General features: G+C 32.8%; 19 protein-coding genes. All 19 read right to left on the bottom strand.

Annotated elements, in window-relative coordinates:
• Position 1 precedes the first annotated feature (1 nt).
• Positions 2–760, bottom strand: a complete 759-nt coding sequence (gene pxpA / locus JG554_RS06215) for a 5-oxoprolinase subunit PxpA (RefSeq protein WP_070039400.1) — start codon at positions 758–760, stop codon at positions 2–4.
• Positions 760–2,118, bottom strand: a complete 1,359-nt coding sequence (locus JG554_RS06210) for an acetyl-CoA carboxylase biotin carboxylase subunit (protein WP_070039401.1) — start codon at positions 2,116–2,118, stop codon at positions 760–762. Before JG554_RS06210 ends, pxpA begins: the two co-directional genes overlap by 1 nt.
• Positions 2,119–2,138: 20 nt before the next feature.
• Positions 2,139–2,573 (bottom strand): acetyl-CoA carboxylase biotin carboxyl carrier protein, encoded by a 435-nt coding sequence (locus JG554_RS06205; RefSeq protein WP_070039402.1) that lies wholly within the window; start codon positions 2,571–2,573, stop codon positions 2,139–2,141.
• Positions 2,573–3,580 carry a 5-oxoprolinase subunit C family protein gene (locus JG554_RS06200; protein ID WP_046208116.1) on the bottom strand — a complete coding sequence of 336 codons (1,008 nt, stop codon included), beginning with the start codon at positions 3,578–3,580 and terminating at the stop codon, positions 2,573–2,575. Before JG554_RS06200 ends, JG554_RS06205 begins: the two co-directional genes overlap by 1 nt.
• Entirely contained in the window at positions 3,570–4,301 is a 732-nt protein-coding gene (pxpB, locus tag JG554_RS06195) for a 5-oxoprolinase subunit PxpB (RefSeq protein WP_070039404.1), read from the bottom strand. The genes JG554_RS06200 and pxpB overlap by 11 nt, the downstream gene beginning before the upstream one ends.
• Positions 4,302–4,585: 284 nt before the next feature.
• Complete coding sequence (greA, locus tag JG554_RS06190) at positions 4,586–5,062, bottom strand: transcription elongation factor GreA (protein ID WP_019469406.1); 477 nt, start codon at positions 5,060–5,062, stop codon at positions 4,586–4,588.
• Between the two features lie 25 nt (positions 5,063–5,087).
• On the bottom strand, positions 5,088–5,711 hold the full coding sequence (udk, locus tag JG554_RS06185; RefSeq protein ID WP_046208114.1) for a uridine kinase: 624 nt from the start codon (positions 5,709–5,711) through the stop codon (positions 5,088–5,090).
• On the bottom strand, positions 5,711–6,979 hold the full coding sequence (locus JG554_RS06180; protein WP_070039406.1) for a peptidase U32 family protein: 1,269 nt from the start codon (positions 6,977–6,979) through the stop codon (positions 5,711–5,713). The genes udk and JG554_RS06180 overlap by 1 nt, the downstream gene beginning before the upstream one ends.
• Positions 6,980–6,993: 14 nt before the next feature.
• Positions 6,994–7,917 (bottom strand): peptidase U32 family protein, encoded by a 924-nt coding sequence (locus JG554_RS06175; RefSeq protein ID WP_046208112.1) that lies wholly within the window; start codon positions 7,915–7,917, stop codon positions 6,994–6,996.
• Positions 7,914–8,555 (bottom strand): O-methyltransferase, encoded by a 642-nt coding sequence (locus tag JG554_RS06170; protein WP_046208111.1) that lies wholly within the window; start codon positions 8,553–8,555, stop codon positions 7,914–7,916. The genes JG554_RS06175 and JG554_RS06170 overlap by 4 nt, the downstream gene beginning before the upstream one ends.
• Before the next feature lie 769 nt (positions 8,556–9,324).
• The gene (locus tag JG554_RS06165) at positions 9,325–9,651 is read right to left on the bottom strand and encodes a DUF1292 domain-containing protein (RefSeq protein ID WP_046208110.1); all 327 of its coding nucleotides are present in this window, start codon (positions 9,649–9,651) and stop codon (positions 9,325–9,327) included.
• A gap of 16 nt (positions 9,652–9,667) precedes the next feature.
• Positions 9,668–10,096, bottom strand: a complete 429-nt coding sequence (gene ruvX, locus JG554_RS06160; protein ID WP_019469412.1) for a Holliday junction resolvase RuvX — start codon at positions 10,094–10,096, stop codon at positions 9,668–9,670.
• A 3-nt stretch (positions 10,097–10,099) separates the two neighbouring features.
• On the bottom strand, positions 10,100–10,360 hold the full coding sequence (locus tag JG554_RS06155; RefSeq protein WP_046208109.1) for an IreB family regulatory phosphoprotein: 261 nt from the start codon (positions 10,358–10,360) through the stop codon (positions 10,100–10,102).
• A gap of 67 nt (positions 10,361–10,427) precedes the next feature.
• Positions 10,428–13,058 carry an alanine--tRNA ligase gene (alaS, locus tag JG554_RS06150; RefSeq protein WP_070039408.1) on the bottom strand — a complete coding sequence of 877 codons (2,631 nt, stop codon included), beginning with the start codon at positions 13,056–13,058 and terminating at the stop codon, positions 10,428–10,430.
• 299 nt (positions 13,059–13,357) lie between these two features.
• Positions 13,358–15,745, bottom strand: coding sequence for an SF1B family DNA helicase RecD2 (gene recD2 / locus JG554_RS06145; RefSeq protein WP_070039409.1), 2,388 nt, complete (start codon positions 15,743–15,745; stop codon positions 13,358–13,360).
• Between the two features lie 4 nt (positions 15,746–15,749).
• The gene (locus JG554_RS06140; RefSeq protein ID WP_438873771.1) at positions 15,750–16,436 is read right to left on the bottom strand and encodes a tetratricopeptide repeat protein; all 687 of its coding nucleotides are present in this window, start codon (positions 16,434–16,436) and stop codon (positions 15,750–15,752) included.
• Positions 16,437–16,621: 185 nt separating this feature from the next.
• Positions 16,622–17,734: a tRNA 2-thiouridine(34) synthase MnmA gene (gene mnmA, locus JG554_RS06135; RefSeq protein ID WP_046208105.1), complete on the bottom strand. Its 1,113-nt coding sequence runs from the start codon at positions 17,732–17,734 to the stop codon at positions 16,622–16,624.
• Positions 17,735–18,877, bottom strand: a complete 1,143-nt coding sequence (locus JG554_RS06130) for a cysteine desulfurase family protein (protein ID WP_046208104.1) — start codon at positions 18,875–18,877, stop codon at positions 17,735–17,737.
• A gap of 60 nt (positions 18,878–18,937) precedes the next feature.
• Entirely contained in the window at positions 18,938–20,569 is a 1,632-nt protein-coding gene (gene sal, locus JG554_RS06125; protein WP_081338796.1) for a Sal family ABC-F type ribosomal protection protein, read from the bottom strand.
• Positions 20,570–20,682 lie beyond the last annotated feature (113 nt).

Raw genomic sequence — 20,682 nt, 5'->3', positions numbered from 1 at the left:
GTTAGCCTCCCAGCTTAGATATAGAAACGCCTTCTTTCGATAATCTGTCTCTTATTTTTGTAACAAATTCTAGTGCGTGTTCACCATCTCCATGAACACAAATTGTATCTGCTTGAATATCAATTTCCTTGTTATTTTTCGTAACGACTTTTTGTGACTTAACCATTTTGACAACTTGTTCAATAGCTTCTTCAGTGTCAGTGATCAATGCATCACTTTCTTTACGACTAACTAATTGACCATCATCTTCATAGCGTCTATCTGCAAACACTTCGGCAGCAGTAGTTAAACCAACAGCTTGCGCCTCTGTAACAAGTAGTGTATTTGATAATCCAACATAAATTAATGATTTATCAAAATCATATACAGCTTGTGCAATTGCATTAGCAATTGTTTTATCACGCGCCCCCATTTGATAAAGTGCTCCATGTGGTTTCACGTGATTTATTTTAACTTGGTGAACATTACAGAATCCGCTTAATGCACCGAGCTGGTAAATGACGATATCATAAATTTCTTTGGGTGACAAGTCCATATTTCTACGTCCAAATCCTTGTAAATCTGGGAGGCCAGGATGAGCACCTATACCAACACCATTTGCTTTAGCTAATTCCACCGTTTGATTCATGACATGTTGGTCACCAGCATGAAAACCACATGCAATATTAGCTGAAGTAATTAGCGGAATAATTTGATTGTCTCCACCGAATGAATAATTTCCAAAAGCTTCGCCTAAATCACAGTTTAAATCAACTTTCATCATGATTCCTCCTTAATTATTTGATGTCTATCTAAGAATTTAATATCTACATCTTTTGCATCATCATTAGCATATTGCGGATACGATAAAACAGCATATAAGAAATCAGCTGTCGTAGTAAAGCCATCGATTACCATTTCATCCAATGTTACTTTTAATTTTTTTATTGCTGAATCTCTATTTGGTGCTTTTACAATCACTTTAGCTACAAGTGAATCGTAATTTGGCGATACCGTATAGCCATGATAAAGTAAACTGTCGATACGGACGTTAAAGCCTTGAGGCAAATGTAATGCTTTTACTTTACCTGGTGAAGGCTGAAATCCTTTCTGAGGATTTTCTGCGTTGATTCTTGCTTCAATGACATGACCATCAAATATCACTTCATCTTGATTGAACGGTAATGTACCGTGTTTCATTAAATAGAGCTGTGCGTGTAGTAAATCACGATTTGATCTCATTTCAGTTACTGTATGTTCTACTTGGATACGCGCATTCATCTCTATGAAGTAATAAGCATCTTCTGTCACTAAATATTCGATAGTACCTGCACTTCTATAACCAGATGCTCTTGCTACTTTCACAGCATCATTACACATAGATGTTCTCATATGTTCAGATAATGCAGCACAAGGCGATTCTTCAATTAATTTTTGATTTTTTCTCTGAACTGAGCAATCACGTTCACCTAAGTGTATGTAATTTTCTTTACCGTCTCCTAACACCTGAACTTCCACATGTTTAGCTACTGGGATAAACGCTTCCACATATACGCGATCATCATTAAAATATTTTTGCCCCTCACTTTTGGCTTCTTTAAATGACTTTTCTAAAGATTCTTCTTTTTTGACAATCCTTATCCCTTTGCCGCCACCACCACTGGCAGCTTTTAATACAAGTGGATAACCAATATCTTGCGCAATTTCCTTAACTTCTTCGATTGACTCTACAGCAGAAGTAGAACCTGGTATGATAGGCACATTAGCTTGGTCTACTGTTTGTCGTGCTGTTATTTTATCACCCATCATCTCCATAGTTTGATCAGTTGGCCCTATAAAATAAATACCGTTTTCTTCAACATTTTTAGCGAATGAAGTACTTTCTGATAAAAAACCATATCCTGGGTGAATTGCATTTGCACCACTAATTTTTGCTGCACTAATAATTCTATCTTGGTTTAAATAGCTATCTAATGCATTGGCTTCACCAATACATATCGCTTGATCAGCTAAGCTGACATGTAGGCTAGACTCATCCCCTAAAGCATAGATAGCTACAGTTTCAATATCCATTTCTCTACAAGCGCGGATGATTCTTACAGCAATTTCTCCTCTATTTGCAATTAAACAACGATACAACTCAAATACCCCCTTTATACTTATTTCACAGTTATAATCGTTTGATCATACTCAACATTTGCGCCGTGATTGACATGTATTGTGTCGACTACTCCACTCACATCACTTTTTACTTCATTCATGACTTTCATCGCTTCTATATAACCAATGATATCTCCTTTTTTAATTTCATCACCTTCATGAATAAGTGGATTTGTTAATTCCTTCTCGTCTTGTAAATAAAACGTACCAACCATTGGTGATTTGATAACTTGATCGGATTGTTCTTCATTTGATGCACTTTGTTCATTTAAACTTGATTCATTATTTGAAACTAATTGTTGTTGTGCAGTTGACGCAGATGTATTATCGGTAAAATCTATAGTGATTTCATTTTCATAATCTTTATAATTAAATTTTTTAACCCCGTTATCTTTTACCATCTTTATTAATTGTTCTACTTTTTCAAAATTCATTATAATTCCCCTTTCAATAAATGATTAATACGAGTAGATGTATTTCTCAATTGTGAAATATCAAAAATTGGTTGCTCTTTAATATTATTGATTGTATTTTTAAACGCTTCTTCTTGTTGCTCTAATTTTTTAACTGCTTCTTCGATTGTCGTCCATTCAAAACGAATCGTATCATTAGGTTGCATTTGAGCTAATTTATGTAAATCAGATGCGCAAACAGTTGCTATTTTTGTATAACCGCCTACTGTTTGTTTATCATTTAATAAAATGATCGGATTGCCATCATTTGGCACTTGTATACTGCCTAAGGCAACAGGCTCTGATATTATGTCAGCCGATGTGTTTGGTGAAATCGCTTCACCTTGTAACCGATATCCCATACGGTCTGACTTTTCTGATATTTTAAATTCATTAGCTACTAGTTTTTGTTGTGCCTCTTCGCTAAAGCTATCAAATTGAGGCCCTTTGATGATTTGAATAGGTTTTTCTTCAACTTCACCTACATCTTTTGGTACACTCAATCCAAGATTTTGTGCATATGGATAATCGTTTTCGCACTCAATTACATCACCAGATTTTAATGCGCGCCCTTTAAAACCACCAATTTGACTTCGTGTGTGTGTAGAATAACTATTTGCTACTTTATGAATTGTCAAAGGTTTACCAAATAATAAGTACCCTCTAGCCCCTTTAGTGACCTGTCCAACTTTCAAAACGTCACCTTTTTTTACTGCTATTACAGTAGATTCATCAATAATTGCTTCGTTAACAGTTGCTTTGAACTCAGCACCTATTAATACAAAAGCATTGTCTTCTAAGAATTCAATTGTTGGGCCAATTATTGTACATTCAATTGCTGGCCCTTCATTGCCAATGAGTGCTTGTCCAGTTCGATAAGCGTACCGATCTAAAACACCTGCAGTAGAAAATCCTTGGTCTTGATAGCCGATTCTTCCTAAATCTTGAATCGTACTAAATAACCCTGGATTAATAATTTTAATACTCATATTGAATTTTCACCCATTTCTTAATATCAAATTCACCTTGCTGTTCTTCTATAATCTGTTCGAACGTTGATTCATCGATAGGATAGAATTTTATATAGTCACCAGATTCATATAAACACATAGGTGTTTTTGAAATATCAAATACAGTAATTGGTGTACGTCCGATGATTTGCCAACCACCTGGAGATTGTTTTGGATATAAACCTGTTTGATTATTCGCAATACCTACAGAACCCGCAGGAATGCTCGTTCTTGGTTCTTCGCGTCTAGGTGTAGCCAGCTCTGGATTTAAACCACCTAAAAACGGAAAGCCTGGCATAAATCCAAGCATATAAATTAAATATCGATTTTCTGTATGTAAATTAATGACGTCCTTTATTGATAATTGATGATGTGTGGCTACTTCTTGAATATCTGGACCATAATCACCACCATAAAGAACTGGTAAACTAATTATTTTTACTTCATTTTTATTTTCATCAAAATCCAGTTGATTTAATCGTTCTAGATTCAACGCTTTAACTACTTCCACTAAACTTTGTTTTGTAATATCTATATGTAGCATAATTGCCCGATAAGAAGGTATCACTTCAATAATTGCTTTATGTTGTTGATCTTTAATATAATTTTCAACTTTTTGAACTTCCTTAAATGTCGAAGGATTGATTTGTTGTTCAAAGTAAATCATAATTGTCTCTTCATTGATCAATTTATATTCCAACACATTTCCCCCTTTGTATTTTATACATTAAACTATGATTCAAACATTAATATGTGTGCAACATTATAATTGTATCATTAACTGTCAGACTATGTTTAATTAAAAATAGTTATAATTGTCGATAATAAACTACTATTGTTAAATACAAATTAATCCAAAATTATCTCAATATTTCAATTATTGTATCAATGATATAAATTTATCAAATAGTTGAAGATAAGTATATGTTTTTATTTATAAAGTGTAAAATCCCCCTAACAATAAGTGTTAAGGGGATTTTGATATTATTTGATATTTACAATTTTGACATTAATTTCTGCACCATTTGGTAGTGGAACACGAACTTCTTCGTTTAATTTTTTACCGATTAAACTTTTTGCCATTGGTGATTCATTTGAAATTTTACCATTAAATGCATCAGATTCAGCTGATCCAACAATTTGGTATTCCTCTTCGTCTTCACCAGGTAATTCTACAAAAGTTACAGTTTTACCAATTTGTACTTGGTTGTTATCACCAGTATCTTCGATTATTAGGGCATTACGTAGCATATGCTCAATTCTTTGTATATCTTGTTCGATAAATCCTTGTTCATCTTTCGCAGCATCATACTCAGAGTTCTCAGATAAGTCTCCGAATGAACGTGCTACTTTTATTTTTTCTACGACTTCTGGTCTCTTAACCGTTTTTAACTCTTCAAGTTCATTTTCTAGTTTTTCGAAACCTTCTTGCGTCATAGGATATTGTTTTTGGTTTTCCATATTGTCATCTTCCTTTACTATAATACTATTGTTTACTTACTAAAGTCTGAATTTTCGTCGTCATTATATCGATCGCAACTTTATTACTTCCACCTTCTGGAATGATAATATCTGCATATCTTTTTGTGGGTTCTATAAATTGATTATGCATTGGTCGAACTACATTTAGATATTGACTTATTACAGAATCCATTGTTCGTCCTCTTTCTTCTGTATCACGAAGTAAGCGACGTAAAATTCGTAAATCTGCATCTGTATCAACATAAATCTTGACATCCATTAAATCTCTTAACGTTTTATTTTCAAGCGCAAATATGCCTTCTACGATAATAACATCTTTTGGTTTAAATGCAATCGTTTCTTCACTTCTAGTGTGATTTGTATAATCATATGTTGGTACTTCGATTTGTTTGCCATTTCTCAAATCGTTTAAATTTTCTATTAATAAGTCATTATCAAAAGCAAAAGGATGATCATAATTGGTCTCTAAACGTTCTTCGAAACTTAAATGCGATTGGTCCTTATAATAATAGTCTTGTGCCAATAATGCAACACTATGGCCTTCTAAATTTTTCATTATTTCATTTGTCACTGAGGTTTTACCCGAACCCGAACCACCAGCGATTCCAATAATAGTCGTACGTTTCATTATCCAATTTCCTTTCTCATCATGTTGTTGGTATAAATTGGATGATCAACTTTAATTTGCACGATTTGCAATGGATGTCGTGCAGCATCAAGTTGGTTACCTTCTTCATCATAGATAGTGTCAACAACTTGTCTAAATGTATCGATTTCAGGACCAAAAAACTCTATTTCGTCTCCAGGTTCAAATTTGTTCCGCTGTTGAATCGTAGCAAGCTTAGTTGTTTCATCATAAGCCAGAACCAATCCACAAAAATCATAAGCTGAGTTCTTTTTATTTTGTTGCCCAAACATTTGTTCCTCATATCCAGGTGTGCCTTCAATAAATGCAGAAGCAGTATCTCTATTAGCACATTTTTCCAGCTCAGTTAACCATTCTGGCTTAATTTTAAAGTTATCAGGATCTTCTGCATAAGCATCGATGACTTTGCGATATACAGACACTACAGTTGCAATATAGTGTATTGATTTCATGCGTCCTTCAACTTTAAGTGAATCCACACCAATATCCATCATTTTAGGGATTGATTCAATAAGTTTCAAATCTTTTGGACTCATTGCAAATGGAGTCACTGCATTTTCGTCATAATATAAATCTAATTCACCATCTTCATCAACTTCCAACAGATCATAATCCCATCTACAACTTTGACAACAACCGCCTCTGTTAGAGTCTCGAGCAGTCATGTGATTACTTAATGTACATCTACCAGAATACGCAATACACATCGCACCATGTATAAATGATTCAATTTCAATATCTACTTTGTCTTTCATTTCCTTCATTTCCATAGCACCAGTTTCACGTGCTAATACTACACGATCTAGACCTTCATTTTTCCAAAATTCTACAGCTTTATAATTCGAAAGAGATTGTTGTGTTGATAAATGAATTTCTAAGTTCGGCGCTACATGCTTGCAGGTTTCAATAATAAGTGGATCTGCAACAATAATTCCAGTGGCGCCTGCTGACTCAATATTTTTTAAATACTCGTCCAATCCTTCAATATTTTCATCATGAGCAATAATATTAGTCGTAACGTAAATTTTCGCCCCATATTGCTGAGCGAATGTCACACCTTCGTTTATTTCTTCCATCGTAAAATTATCTGCATTTGATCTTAAACCATATGCTTGTCCACCTAAAAATACAGCATCAGCACCATAATGTACTGCTATTTTGAGTTTTTCTAAATTACCTGCTGGTGCAAGTAGTTCAGGTTTTTTAATCTTATTATTAGTATGATTTTCAACTTTTTCTAATAATTCCATTACTTAAACCTCCTTTAATAGACTGTTTGTTTATACAAGAATCCTTCATCAAACGGACGGTGCTCAGGCTGAATGGCCTCAATCGGATCTACAAGCATAAATTTTTCATCATCATAGGTTTCAGGATCTTCTTTGAACAAATCAATCGCTTCTCTATATTGCTCTGTACATACATTGATATATTCTTCAGTTTGTAATACACCATCGATTTTGAATGCATCAATATTGGCTGCTAAAAGCTGATCTAACTCTTCGATCAAACAAATATCATTAGGTGACATTATATGCGTTCCATTATAATCTTCAAAAACAGGATATTTGTTATCCCGTTCTTCATCATATAAAAGCAACTCATTCGCTTCTTTATTTCGTTGAATTTTCATTTGTCTTTCTTGGAAAGTAAAATAGTTACCTAATAACATACGTTTTGATTGAAACATGCAAGTCATACCATGTACTTGTACTTCAATCTCTACATCTGCATTTTGTTTTATATTTAATATTTCATCTAAACTTAATTCTCTAGCTAATTGCGCACGTTGTGCACCTTTTTTCCCCCAATAGTTACACTGGAAATAATTTGTGACTAGTGCTTCTGCATCCCAATTTAATGGAATCGGATTTGGTTGTTCATTCACATACATAACTACTGCTGGATCGCCAAATATGATGCGGTCAACGCTTACTTCGTGTAAAAAATCTATATATGATTTTAGTGCATTTAAATGATAATTGTGAAAAATACCATTTACTGCTACGTAGGCTTTTTTACCATGATTATGTATTAATTCCACTGCTTCTATCAATGCTTCTCTTTTAAATTCTCCTGCTAATCTTAAGCCGAATCTTTGCTCACCAATTACAAAAGCATCTGCACCTTTTTCAATTAGTGTCTCAATATGTTTAACAGATTTTGGTGTTACTAATAACTCTGTCATTTTGATTCTCCTTTAATCGAAATAGCTAGACCATCATCCATATTAAGGAAATTAGTTGTGAAATGAGGTTGAGCCATAAGCCATTCATTATATTCTTGTACTTTTTTTACCATTTGTCTAACATTTCTACTTCTCACTTCGGAAATATCAGAAACAAAACCATGATACAAAACGTTATCTGTAACTATTATCCCACCTTCATTCAATAAAGGGGCGTACAAAGAAAAAAACTTTTTTGATTGTGCCTTTGCAGCATCAATAAATATCATATCAAAAGATTCATGTTTGATATTTTCTAAAGCTTCTAACGCATCCTTTTCAATTAACTCAATTTGAGTTTCAAATCCAAATTTCGCAAAATTTTCTTTGGCTTTTAATTGCATATCATCATCACGCTCGATGGTAACCACTTTTATTTCATCAGAAACAGAAGCAAATTGCATACTGCTATAACCAATCGCTGTACCTATTTCTAAAATGCGCTTGGGTTTATGTATTCTGATCAGTTGTTTAATCATATCTAATGTTAGTCTATCAACGATTGGAACATGGTGTTCCAACGCATACGGTCTAAGTTGTTCAATAGCAATATCATTCTCTTTGTGCAATTCTAATAAATATGATTGATTATTTTCCATTTTAAAACTTCCTTCAATGTAGATATTTCAAAGCATTTTTGACAAATAAAATAAATCAGCCAATAATCGTGACTGATTGTATTATGGTTAATAATGACGTCTATAAGTTGTTATTTTCGAACTACTTTATATAATTCTTTGAAAATATCTCATAAATTTAAAATTTAACTTTATATATTTTACCACAAACCCATATATTTTATAAGTGTAAATTGTGATAATTAACTAGTTAATATAACTGTAGCTGATTGAGTACTTTTATTCTTAAATATAAAAATTGGGACTTAAAAGTCTCAGTTACGATAAGCTACATTTGTGTGTATTTTTGAAAAATTTCTTTTTGATTTGATATTAAAAATGTTCAAAATAAACGATACTTTTTTTAAAACAACAGAATCTAAAAATAGTTTGACATTATTAAATCGATATTTTTCTTCGACTTATTCGAATATGAAAACTAAACTGGCATATGTAATAAAATAAAAGCCGGTAGAGACAGAGTAAATTAGCGCCAGTAGAATTCAAACACAAAAAGACTGTCAACAAAGCTGGAAACTTTGTTGACAGTCTGAGTTGAGACTTTTAAGTCTCGGCTTGATAATTTGAAATAAGCACTTTGTATCTCATATTTTATCCCTTAACGATTGTACAAGATTTGACTAACAAGCATTGTCACCAAAGAAAAACATAAACATTATTAAATCAATGTGTCGTCCACGTTCACGTTTTAATTAGTGGTGCAAATTATTTGAGTTGTTCAGATTAGAGGTTATTCATGGTTATGATCATGATCGTCCATTTCAGTGTTAACGACTTCTTCAATCATATCCCATTCTTCATCTGTTTCAACCGGTAAGAATTTTCCGCCTTCACCATCTTCATCAGGCTCATTAATCATTGGTACTAATTCGATTAAATCATCATCATCTGATTCTGCACCTTCTTCAGCAAGAATCACATATTCTTTTTTAAATTCAGGATGGAAAAATTCTAATACTTTACGGTAAAGTACTTCGTTTCCATCTTCATCATATAAAGTTAATAGTTCCTCTTGATTATTAATTTCTAATTCAGATTCATGGTTGTGTTCAGTCATTATAAAACGCTCCTTTTTATTGTATAGAATCTAAATAGCCTTGTAATATAAATACTGCAGCCATTTTATCTATTACTTTTTTTCGTTTTTGTCTAGAAACATCTGCTTCAAGTAAGGAACGTTCTGCAGCCATGGTACTTAAACGCTCATCCCACATGATTATCTCTACAGATGGCAATGCTTCTTGAAGTTGCTCCTTGTATTGTAACGAAGCTTCGCCTCGAAATCCAATAGAATTATTCATATTCTTTGGCAAACCAATGACAACAGTACCAACTTTTTCTTTCTCTATGATTGTTACTAGTCTGTCTATACCAAGTTCATTCTTATCTTCGTTTATATGGAGTGTATCTAATCCCTGGGCTGTCCAACCCATGAGATCGCTTATAGCAATGCCAACAGTTTTACTTCCTACATCTAAACCTAAAATTTTATGTTTTAGCATTAATTACTTTGAATTCTCTTGTAAATAATTTGAAACTAATTCTTCCATGATATCGTCACGATCAATACGACGAATTTGGTTTCTAGCTTCATTATTACGTGGAATATACGCAGGATCTCCTGATAATAAGTAACCAACGATTTGATTAACAGGATTATAGCCACGTTCTTTCAATGTGTTATAGACATTTTGAAGTACTGTTTTGACATCTTCTTTTGGAATTTCATCATAATTAAATTTCATTGTTTTATCAAAGTTTTCCATTTTGTAACACTCCTTCATATCGAGTAAAAAGTACTTATTGTTAATTCTACATGACAATAGTTAGAACTTATAGAGATTTAATGTAATCTTTAATGAAACGTAATGATTCTGTTATGTTTTCAGGTTGAGTGCCTCCACCTTGAGCCATGTCTGGACGGCCACCACCTTTACCACCTACAATAGGTGCCATGTTTTTAATAATATCACCAGCTTTTACACTGTCTGTTAAAGCTTTTGGCACTGTTGCTACTAATGACACTTTACCATCTATATTACTAATTAAAATTATAATAGCATCTTGCAATTTAGATTTAAAGTCATCCATTGTCTCACGAATCGCTTTTGCATTTGCGACTTCAACCTCAGTTGCAAGAACTTTAAATCCATTAATTTGTTCCACTTGATTTGTAATATCACCCATTTTTAGTGTAGTGATTTCTTTATTTTTTTGCTCAAGTTGTTTAGTTAATTCTTTTTCATCCGCTTGCATTTGGATGACTTTATCCAAAACTTGATCATCTGATTTCACTTTAATTTGTGCTTTCACTGCATTAAATTGTTCTTGAATTGTTTCTAAATATAGGAATGCTGATTTTCCAGTAAATGCTTCTATACGTCTCACACCAGCACCAGTACCTGATTCACTTACTATTTTAAACAAACCTATTTCAGAAGTATTATTAACATGGATACCTCCACATAATTCAATAGAGAAAGGAGACATATTCACTACTCGAACAACCTCACCATACTTTTCACCAAACAATGCCATCGCGCCTAACTTTTTAGCTTCAGCAATAGGCATTTCTTGAATATCCACATCTATACTATTCCAAATTTCTTCATTAACTCTTCGTTCAACTTGATCAATTTCTGCTTGATTTAAAGGTCCAAAGTGCGTGAAATCAAATCTTAATCTCTCTGCTTCAACAAGTGAGCCTGCTTGATTGACATGGTCTCCTAGCACTTCTTTTAATGCTGCATGTAATAAATGTGTAGCGCTGTGATTCTTTTTAATATCTCTACGTTCAATGTGGTTTACACTAGCAAACACTTCGTCATTCTTTTTAACAGTACCAAATTGAATTTCACCTTTGTGTAAGTTTTGTCCATTGGGCGCTTTGGTAACTTCAGTAACATTGATTTCGAACTGTTCATTACTTATAGTACCTTCGTCTGCAACTTGTCCACCACTCACTGCATAAAATGGTGTTTCTTTTAAAATAAAGTAAATAGTTTCTCCTGCTTCAGCTTCATTTACTAATTCACCATTATATATGATGTCCGTAATAATCGTTTTTTGGTCCATGACATCATAACCTACAAATTGACTATCTGTTGTTATTTTTTTTAATATGTCACTTTGTACTTGCATAGATTGTGAGTTTTGACGTGCTTGTCTAGCTCTGTCACGTTGTTTTTGCATTTCTTCTTCAAAAGTATTCATATCAACGGTAAGATTTTCTTGAGTTGCAATTTCTTCAGTAAGTTCAACTGGAAAACCATATGTGTCATATAATTTAAATGCATCTTTACCACTAATTTCATTTGTCGTCGACTTTGCTTTTGTAATTAAATTATTTAATATCGCTAGGCCTTCTTCTAATGTTTCATGGAAACGTTCTTCTTCAGATTTAATCACACGTTTGATGAAATCTGATTTTTCTTTAACGTTTGGATAGTATGGTTCCATTATATCTGCAACAATATCAACTAATTTATACATAAACGGCTCATTAATGTCTAAGGATTGGCTAAATCTTACAGCACGACGTAAAAGTCTGCGTAGCACATAACCTCTTCCTTCATTTGCAGGTAACGCGCCATCAGCAATTGCAAATGAAATTGTGCGAATATGGTCAGCGATAACTTTAAATGCGACATCATAAGAATCTGTTTCAAGATATTTTTTACCCGAAACATTTTCAACTTCATTAATGATAGGCATGAACAAATCCGTTTCGTAGTTTGTACGAACATTTTGTGCGATAGATGCCATTCTTTCGAGACCCATTCCAGTATCAATATTTTTATTTGGTAATGGTGTGTACGTATGGTCTTTATTATGATTAAATTCACTAAATACTAAATTCCAAACTTCTAAAAATCTTTCATTTTCACCGCCTGGATACATTTCTTCTGCAGGATCATCTTGTCCAAATTGATCCCCTCGATCATAGAATATCTCTGTATTAGGGCCTGATGGTCCCTCACCGATATCCCAGAAATTACCTTCTATACGAATAATCCTACTCTCTTCTAAGCCTATGTCTTCATTCCATATTTTATAAGCTTCTGTATCCTCAGGATGTATGGTTACATACAATCGTTTTGGATCCATAGCCATCCATTTTTCATTCGTTAAAAATGTCCAAGCAAATTCAATGGCTTCTTTTTTGAAATAATCACCAATTGAAAAGTTACCTAACATTTCAAAAAAAGTATGATGTCTAGCTGTAAAGCCAACATTCTCAATATCATTTGTTCTTATGGCTTTTTGAGAATTGACAATACGAGGCTTTTTCGGTGTTTCTCTGCCATCAAAATATTTTTTCAATGTCGCAACACCAGAGTTAATCCATAGTAAAGAATCATCATCTATAGGTACTAAAGGTGCAGAAGGTTCAACCATATGTCCTTGTTCAACAAAGTAATCAATAAAATTCTGTCTAATTTCACTTGCTTTTAAGTTTTTCATACTTAAAATTCCTCCATCTCAACTCAAGTTATATCAGTTATTTGATAAAAATGAAAATAAAAAACGTCCATCCTATCAAAAGGGACGAACGTTTCGCGGTACCACCCTAGTTATAAGCATTAATCATAATTAATAATTCCGCTTATCACTTAAAATAAGTATATTTATTATTTAACATAAAGTAGCTTTCAACTATGCTATCTGTACTTTTCACCAGCCAGTACATCTCTTGTCGACTACCATAATTTACTCATCTTTATGCACAATCAATTATATTGTATTTACTTTAACCTACGTTGTCAATGTTCAACAAAATCATATGGCGAAATATCTCCCATATTAATCATAGGATTAATTTTATATATATTTTCTTCTGTTAAAATAGTCGTGGCATCAAACGTATCTTCAACTGCAACCTCATCTTTACGATCATCATTATTAAAATACGTTTTTAAGAATGAACAGAGCTGAGTCATTCTCACTTGACCATGTGTATTTAAACCGATTTCAAAAGCTTGTGGATCACCCAGAAATACTAGTGATTGCTTAGCTCTTGTTAATCCTGTATATAATATAGGTTTTTGTAACATTCTAAAATATTGCTTAACCATAGGCATAATTACAATTGGAAATTCAGAACCTTGCGATTTGTGAATAGACGTACAATATGCATGTGTTAATTCTAACAAATCTTGTCTTACAAAAGTAATTTCATTTCCGTCAAAATCAACGACCAATACATCTTTATTTAAGGCGTTTTCTTTTGCCCAAAATATGCCAACAATCACACCAATATCGCCATTAAATATATTATCACTCGGCCTATTTACTAGCTGTAGCACCTTATCCCCTTTTCTAAAGACAACATCACCGAATTCAATTTCACGCGTATCCTTTTCTTTAGGGTTTAAGATTGTTTGCAATACAGCATTTAATTTTTTTATACCTGCAGAACCTTTATACATAGGGGCTAATACTTGTATATCACTCATATCATAACCTTTTTTAACAGCACTTGAAACAACCTTTTCAACAACAGAAGGTATTTGTTCAGTTGAACAATTAATAAAGTTACGATCATGAAATCTTTGTGTGATATCAATCGGTTCTCCCAATTTCATTCTATGCGCTAATTCTATGATACTAGACCCATCTTGTTGTCGGTAAACTTCAGTCAGATTCACTCTAGGTATAACTTTAGAATCAATGAGATCTTTAAACACTTGTCCTGGGCCTACGGAAGGCAACTGATCTTCATCACCTACTAATATCACTTGGGCATCAATAGGTACCGCGCTAAGAAATTGATGAAACAGCCAGGTGTCGACCATTGACATTTCATCAATAATGATTAGTTTAGCTGAAATCTCATTATCTAAAATATCTTCTGGCTGTGTATCTTGATTCCAACCTATCAATCGATGTATAGTCATAGCTTCCAACCCTGTAGATTCAGCCAATCGTTTTGAAGCTCTACCTGTAGGTGCTGCTAATACAACTGGATAATCATCGTTTTGATAATCATCATAATCTAAAGATAAACCATGTATTTCTGCATATAATTCGACAATACCTTTAATCACAGTAGTTTTTCCTGTTCCTGGCCCGCCAGTTAGCAGCATAACTTTACTATTGATTGCAGTCTGTAGCGCATCTCTTTGGGAATTAGCATAAGTGACTTGATTGCGTTGTTCGATTTCACCAATTTCTAATAATAATTCAGACTGCTCAATTTCTTTTAATTTATTCGTATAGGTGTAATTACGATATAAGTTTTGAACACTTTTAAGTTCCGAATAGTATAAACTAGGAATTGCTAATTCGTGTTCCTGTTTTACTAATTTGGTATCTTCAACTAAGATTTGAATCATATTTTCTAATTGTTGAAGTTCAATCACTTCATTTGGTGATTGTGATAACATATCTTGTGTCATTTCTAATACATTTTGTGTTGGTAAGTATGTATGCCCTTGCTTAATACATTCTTCTTCTAATACATATAATAAACCCGCTTTTAAACGCTCATCATCATTAAATTGAATACCCACATTTCGTGCTAAAGTATCCGCTTTGTTAAAACCGATTCCTTTCACGTCGTAAACTAATTGATAGGGTTTATTTTCTACAATATTAAGTGTATCACCTAAATAAACCTGATAGATTGCCATAGCGAGTTTAGGCCCAAATCCTAAATCATGTAATCGAATAATAATTTGTTCTGTTTCTTGATTACTCGCAATTTGTTCAGCAATTTGCTTTTGTTTTTTCCCAGGTAAACTAGGTACTTTTTCTAAAACAGATGGATCATTTAAAATGTCTGAAATAGCATTTTCTCCAAGTGTATTCACAATATTTTGAGCTGTTTTTTTACCTATTCCTTTAAATAAATCACTAGATAAATAGCTAATAATAGCCTCTTTGGTTTGAGGCAGCTCTTTTTCAAACGTTTCAGCTTTTAACTGTTTACCATATTTAGGATGTGAAACGACTTGACCTTTAAAAGTATAAACATCGCCTTCAGCAATTTCTGGAAAGAACCCTACAACTGTAGGCATAGAATCAAAATCTTCATTAGATTCTATCGTATCTACTTTTAAAACAGTATAAAAATTGTCTTTGTTTTGAAACAAGATAGCATCTACAGTACCTTTAATCATTGAATTATTGAATAATGTAGGGTTGTCCACTTAATTACTCCTCCTCTGCGATGGATTTAAACGTTTTGATGGCATGTTGACTCATCAAATGTTCTGGGTTGATAGCAACTGCACGTTCAAAATATTCGATAGCACATTCAGTATCCTCTGTTAGCATATAAGTTGCTAGACCTAAGTTATATAAAGCGTCTGTATGTTTGTCATCTAATGAGACTACATACTGTAATTGTGAAACAGCCTGTTCGTACATTTCTAAGTGACATAATACCAATCCATATTGAAATTGTACCTCTACATCCCTACGATTATCTTTTTCAGCAGCAGTCATTAAAAAGGGAAGTGCTTCTGTAAATGCTTCTAACTGGTTAAACGACATACCTATCATATAATTGGTGTCGATTTCGTCAACTTTATATTGTAATGCTTGTTGGTATAATTTAACCGCTTCTTTATATCGCCCTTCATTATAATAAACATTAGCTAAATTGTAATAAACAGCCCCATTTTTTGGGTCAATGGTTAGTGCTTTTTGGAAAAACTTTTCCGCTTTATCTATTTCACCCGCTTCAGCGATTAATATACCTGCATTGATATAATTTTCTACTTCATTCGGGTTTGCTTCTATATTTTCGAATAATGCTGTTAAAGCTTGCTCAAAATTACCTTGTTTAATCAATGTATAAATTTGTTCTTGATTCATGCTATCCCTCTCTCTCAACATCTTATTATAACATTTAAGAATGAAAAAATAGTAAAAAGGAGTAAGTCACAAATCAAAAATTTAAAATTTGATATTGTATGCTTACTCCTCAAAATACGATTAAACTATGAAACTTTATATTTAATTAACAATATAGCAATGTCATTTTGCTATTTTAATCATTACGAAGCATTTAATTAATTTGTTTAAACAACATAACTTAATTGTCCTGATGTTTTATATACATCATCTATAGTAGCGCCACCTAGACAAACATCGCCATCATATAAAACGACTGATTGACCTGGCGTAATTGCGCGAACAGGTTCGTCAAATGTTACTCGAATTGCATTATCATGCTCTTTTTGAACAAAAACTTTAGTATCTTTTTGACGATATCTAAATTTCGCTGTACATTCAAATCCATTTTCTAAATCAACAGGGTTAACAAATGAAATATCTGAAGCAATCAAATAGTCACTGTAAAGCGCTTCATGATGAAAACCTTGTTCTACATATAAGACATTATCATTTAAATTTTTGCCTACTACAAACCAAGGGTCTCCATCTCCACCTATACCTAGACCGTGACGTTGACCGATAGTATAGTACATTAATCCTGCATGTGTACCTATTTTCTTACCAGTTAAAGTTTTCATTTCACCTGACTGTGCGGGTAGATATTGAGATAAAAATGTTTTGAAGTTACGTTCACCGATAAAACAAATACCAGTTGAATCTTTTTTCTTAGCTGTAGCTAAATCTTGTGCTTCTGCAATTCTACGCACTTCTTTTTTATCAATATCGCCAATTGGGAACATTACTCTAGATAATTGTGATTGTGATAATTGATTTAAGAAATAAGTTTGATCTTTATTATTGTCAACGCCCCTCAACATTTCAACATGTCCATCTTCATGACGTCGTACACGAGCATAATGTCCAGTTGCTACATAATCTGCACCTAACTTAAGCGCATGCTCTAAAAATGCTTTGAATTTAATCTCTTTATTACACATCACATCAGGATTTGGTGTACGGCCTTTTTTATATTCATCTAAGAAATAAGTAAACACTTTATCCCAATATTCTTTTTCAAAATTAACTGCATAATATGGTATACCTATTTGATTACATACAGCTATAACATCATTATAATCTTCTGTAGCTGTACAAACACCATTTTCATCCGTATCATCCCAATTTTTCATAAAAATACCAATGACATCATAACCTTGCTCTTTTAATATATGTGCTGTTACGGAACTGTCTACGCCACCTGACATGCCTACTACAACACGTGTATCTTTATTTGACAACTAAACTTCCTCCTTGAATTTATGATAAATTTTGTGAATTTCGGTAACTAAATATTTAATTTCTTGTTCGGTCGTTTGTTCATTAAAACTAAATCGCACAGAATGATTCGCTCTTGTATCGTCATCATACATTGCTACTAAAACATGTGAAGGTGATGTAGAACCTGCAGTACATGCTGAACCAGAAGCTACATATATATTAGCTAAATCTAACAATGTTAACATAGTTTCCACATCAATAAATGGAAAATACAAATTAACAATATGACCAGTAGTATCAGTCATTGAACCATTTAATTCAAAAGGCACTGAACGTTCTTGTAAAGATACAAGAAATTGGTTTTTTAAATTCATCAAATGGACATTGTTTTCATCTCTATATTGGTTTGCTAGTTTTAAAGCTTCAGCCAATCCGACAATTTGAGGTACGTTTTCTGTACCTGCTCTTCTTTTCACTTCTTGTTCTCCACCTAATTGTGGAAACTTAATGTTTGTACCTGATTTTATTAGTAATACACCGACACCCTTTGGTCCACCAAATTTATGTGCCGTAATACTCATTGCATCGATATCAAATTCATGAAAATCTATGTCTAAGTGCCCTATAGCTTGTACAGCATCTACGTGAAATAAAGCATTTGAATGACTAACAATTTCATCAATATCGTACATTGGTTGCACTGTGCCAATTTCGTTATTAACAAACATGATTGAAACAAGGATTGTCTCATCAGTCATTGCACTTTTCAATTGTTCTAACGATATCAGACCTTCTTCATCTACATCAAGGTATGTTACATCAAAACCTTCTTTTGCTAATTGTTCAAAAACATGGAGTACAGAATGATGTTCTATTTTAGTTGTTATAATATGCTTACCCTTATCTTGGTTTGCATACGCAATACCTTTAATCGCTGTATTATTAGATTCTGTTGCACCACTAGTAAAAATTACTTCACTAGGCTTCGCATTGAGTTGTTTAGCTACAAAACGACGAGACTCATCTAAATATTTACGTGCATCTCTACCTATACTATGTATAGAAGACGGATTACCGTAATGTGTTGTATAGATTTCCATCATTTTATCTATTACTTGTTGTTTAACAGGCGTTGTAGCAGCATAATCTGCATATACTTCCATGTTTGACACTCCTTACAAATTTATCAATGTTCCAATGATAGCACCATCTAATTAATTTTTCTAGTTGTCTGTTTCAAAATGACCATTTTCATCTATCATTTCATATTCATCTAACAATGTTAATGTTTCGTTTACATTTGATTTTGTCTTTTTATTTTGGGTTAAGTTATATAATTTTTTATTTCTAATTTCCCAGTGTGTCGCTTTAAACCTAGCTTGAAAATACTCATCATGGCTCACAACTAATACTTGACCGTTAAAACTTTTTATCATATTTAAAATTAAGTCCTGTGTTGAAATATCAAAATAATTAGTTGGCTCATCTAAAATTAATAAATTGGCACCAGAGCAATATAGCAGTACAAATTGAAATCTACTTTTCTCTCCCATAGATAATTGACCAATTGGTGCATTAATTTTTTCCTCTTTAAAACCAAATGAAGCTAATATAGTTTGCGCTTCGCTTCTTGATATTTTATTCGTACTTAATAGCATCATCAGTGGAGATTCTGCTTCATTCAAATTTTTGTTCGTCTGATCGAAATATCCAATTTTTAGTGAAGGTGTGATTTTTAAATGTCCTTGATTAGCAAATATCTTTTGTCTGATCATCGCAATTAAAAGAGATTTTCCGCTTCCATTTGGTCCCGTTATTAATACGTTTTCTTTTTGTTTCATTTCGAAATGCGCATGTTCAAATACATGATGTTCACTTATAACAACATTGAAGTCTTCAAAATGAATTAAAAAACGCTTACGTAATTGGGCTTCATGATTAAAATGATAATGTTTTTGTTCGTTATCTGGCTGGTTTATGGTCTTCTCATTTAATTTTTCGGTCATTTGTTTTTCTTTTACTTTAGCCTTTTGAGCTAACTTACTAAGCTTCTTCTGCTCAATAGGGCTACGAACACTTGCTTTTTGTTGTGCTGAATGATGCCATGTTTGGATTCGTTGTATCGTGCGATTAAGTTCTGCTATTTCTTTTTGTTGCTTTTCGTACATATTTTGTTGTGTTTGTAACGTTAAATCTTTAATTTCACGGTACTTGGAATAATTACCATTATATTTATTCGTTTTTTCAGATGTTACTTCAATGACATGAGTCGCTGTTTGATCGATAAAATCACGCTGGTGTGATACATAAACAATCGTACGTTTTGATTTTTGAATTTTTCTAATCAGTTGTTCCAACATTTCTAAATCTAAATGATTCGTGGGTTCATCCAGTAAGATCAGTGGTTTGTTTGACATGAATGCTTTTAATAACGCCAGTCGTGTTTGTTGACCACCACTTAAATCTTGAATTTGTTTTTCTAAATCTTTTTCTGTTAAATTCATTTGATTCGCTTGCGTAATAATACTCTGTTCAAATTCGTAACCATTTAATGCACTATAGTCTGCAATATATTCATAATTGTCTTCAAGTTTTTGCTTTATCTGCAATATTTCGGGGTTTATTTCCATTACATAATCTAACCCTGTTAAGTGTTCATAAGCTAACATATTTTGGTACATTAAATAAGTTTCATCTTTATATTTCGATTTTATCGCTTCTAACAAAGTCGTTTTGCCTACGCCATTGTTACCTATCATTGCAATATGTTCGCCTTTATCAATTTGAATTTCTACAGAGTTAATTAAATTTTTACCAAATTTTTCAAATGGTTTTTGAACAAAATAAAAAGACATACCAATTCCCTCTTTCTTAAGGGATACGACATGCCTTAACAATCCGAACATTATTTATGTTAGGTACTTGAGTGATGATTTTGCATTAAGACATGGTCTTATCCCATATATTA

Source organism: Staphylococcus sp. 11-B-312 (assembly GCF_016743055.1).
Classification (GTDB): domain Bacteria; phylum Bacillota; class Bacilli; order Staphylococcales; family Staphylococcaceae; genus Staphylococcus; species Staphylococcus ureilyticus.
This window is presented reverse-complemented; position numbering and strand designations above follow the sequence as displayed.

What these genes read in the sequence shown, in the direction of transcription:
- JG554_RS06200 (WP_046208116.1), bottom strand. Translation starts at nt 3,580, where the DNA reads ATGAGTATTAAAATTATTAATCCAGGGTTATTTAGTACGATTCAAGAT.
- greA (WP_019469406.1), bottom strand. Translation starts at nt 5,062, where the DNA reads ATGGAAAACCAAAAACAATATCCTATGACGCAAGAAGGTTTCGAAAAA.
- JG554_RS06140 (WP_438873771.1), bottom strand. Translation starts at nt 16,436, where the DNA reads ATGTTGAGAGAGAGGGATAGCATGAATCAAGAACAAATTTATACATTG.
- alaS (WP_070039408.1), bottom strand. Translation starts at nt 13,058, where the DNA reads ATGAAAAACTTAAAAGCAAGTGAAATTAGACAGAATTTTATTGATTAC.
- JG554_RS06165 (WP_046208110.1), bottom strand. Translation starts at nt 9,651, where the DNA reads ATGACTGAACACAACCATGAATCTGAATTAGAAATTAATAATCAAGAG.
- JG554_RS06155 (WP_046208109.1), bottom strand. Translation starts at nt 10,360, where the DNA reads ATGGAAAACTTTGATAAAACAATGAAATTTAATTATGATGAAATTCCA.
- JG554_RS06205 (WP_070039402.1), bottom strand. Translation starts at nt 2,573, where the DNA reads ATGAATTTTGAAAAAGTAGAACAATTAATAAAGATGGTAAAAGATAAC.
- JG554_RS06130 (WP_046208104.1), bottom strand. Translation starts at nt 18,877, where the DNA reads ATGGAAGTATATGCAGATTATGCTGCTACAACGCCTGTTAAACAACAA.
- ruvX (WP_019469412.1), bottom strand. Translation starts at nt 10,096, where the DNA reads ATGCTAAAACATAAAATTTTAGGTTTAGATGTAGGAAGTAAAACTGTT.
- JG554_RS06180 (WP_070039406.1), bottom strand. Translation starts at nt 6,979, where the DNA reads ATGGAATTATTAGAAAAAGTTGAAAATCATACTAATAATAAGATTAAA.
- pxpA (WP_070039400.1), bottom strand. Translation starts at nt 760, where the DNA reads ATGAAAGTTGATTTAAACTGTGATTTAGGCGAAGCTTTTGGAAATTAT.
- JG554_RS06175 (WP_046208112.1), bottom strand. Translation starts at nt 7,917, where the DNA reads ATGACAGAGTTATTAGTAACACCAAAATCTGTTAAACATATTGAGACA.
- udk (WP_046208114.1), bottom strand. Translation starts at nt 5,711, where the DNA reads ATGAAACGTACGACTATTATTGGAATCGCTGGTGGTTCGGGTTCGGGT.
- sal (WP_081338796.1), bottom strand. Translation starts at nt 20,569, where the DNA reads ATGTCTTTTTATTTTGTTCAAAAACCATTTGAAAAATTTGGTAAAAAT.
- JG554_RS06170 (WP_046208111.1), bottom strand. Translation starts at nt 8,555, where the DNA reads ATGGAAAATAATCAATCATATTTATTAGAATTGCACAAAGAGAATGAT.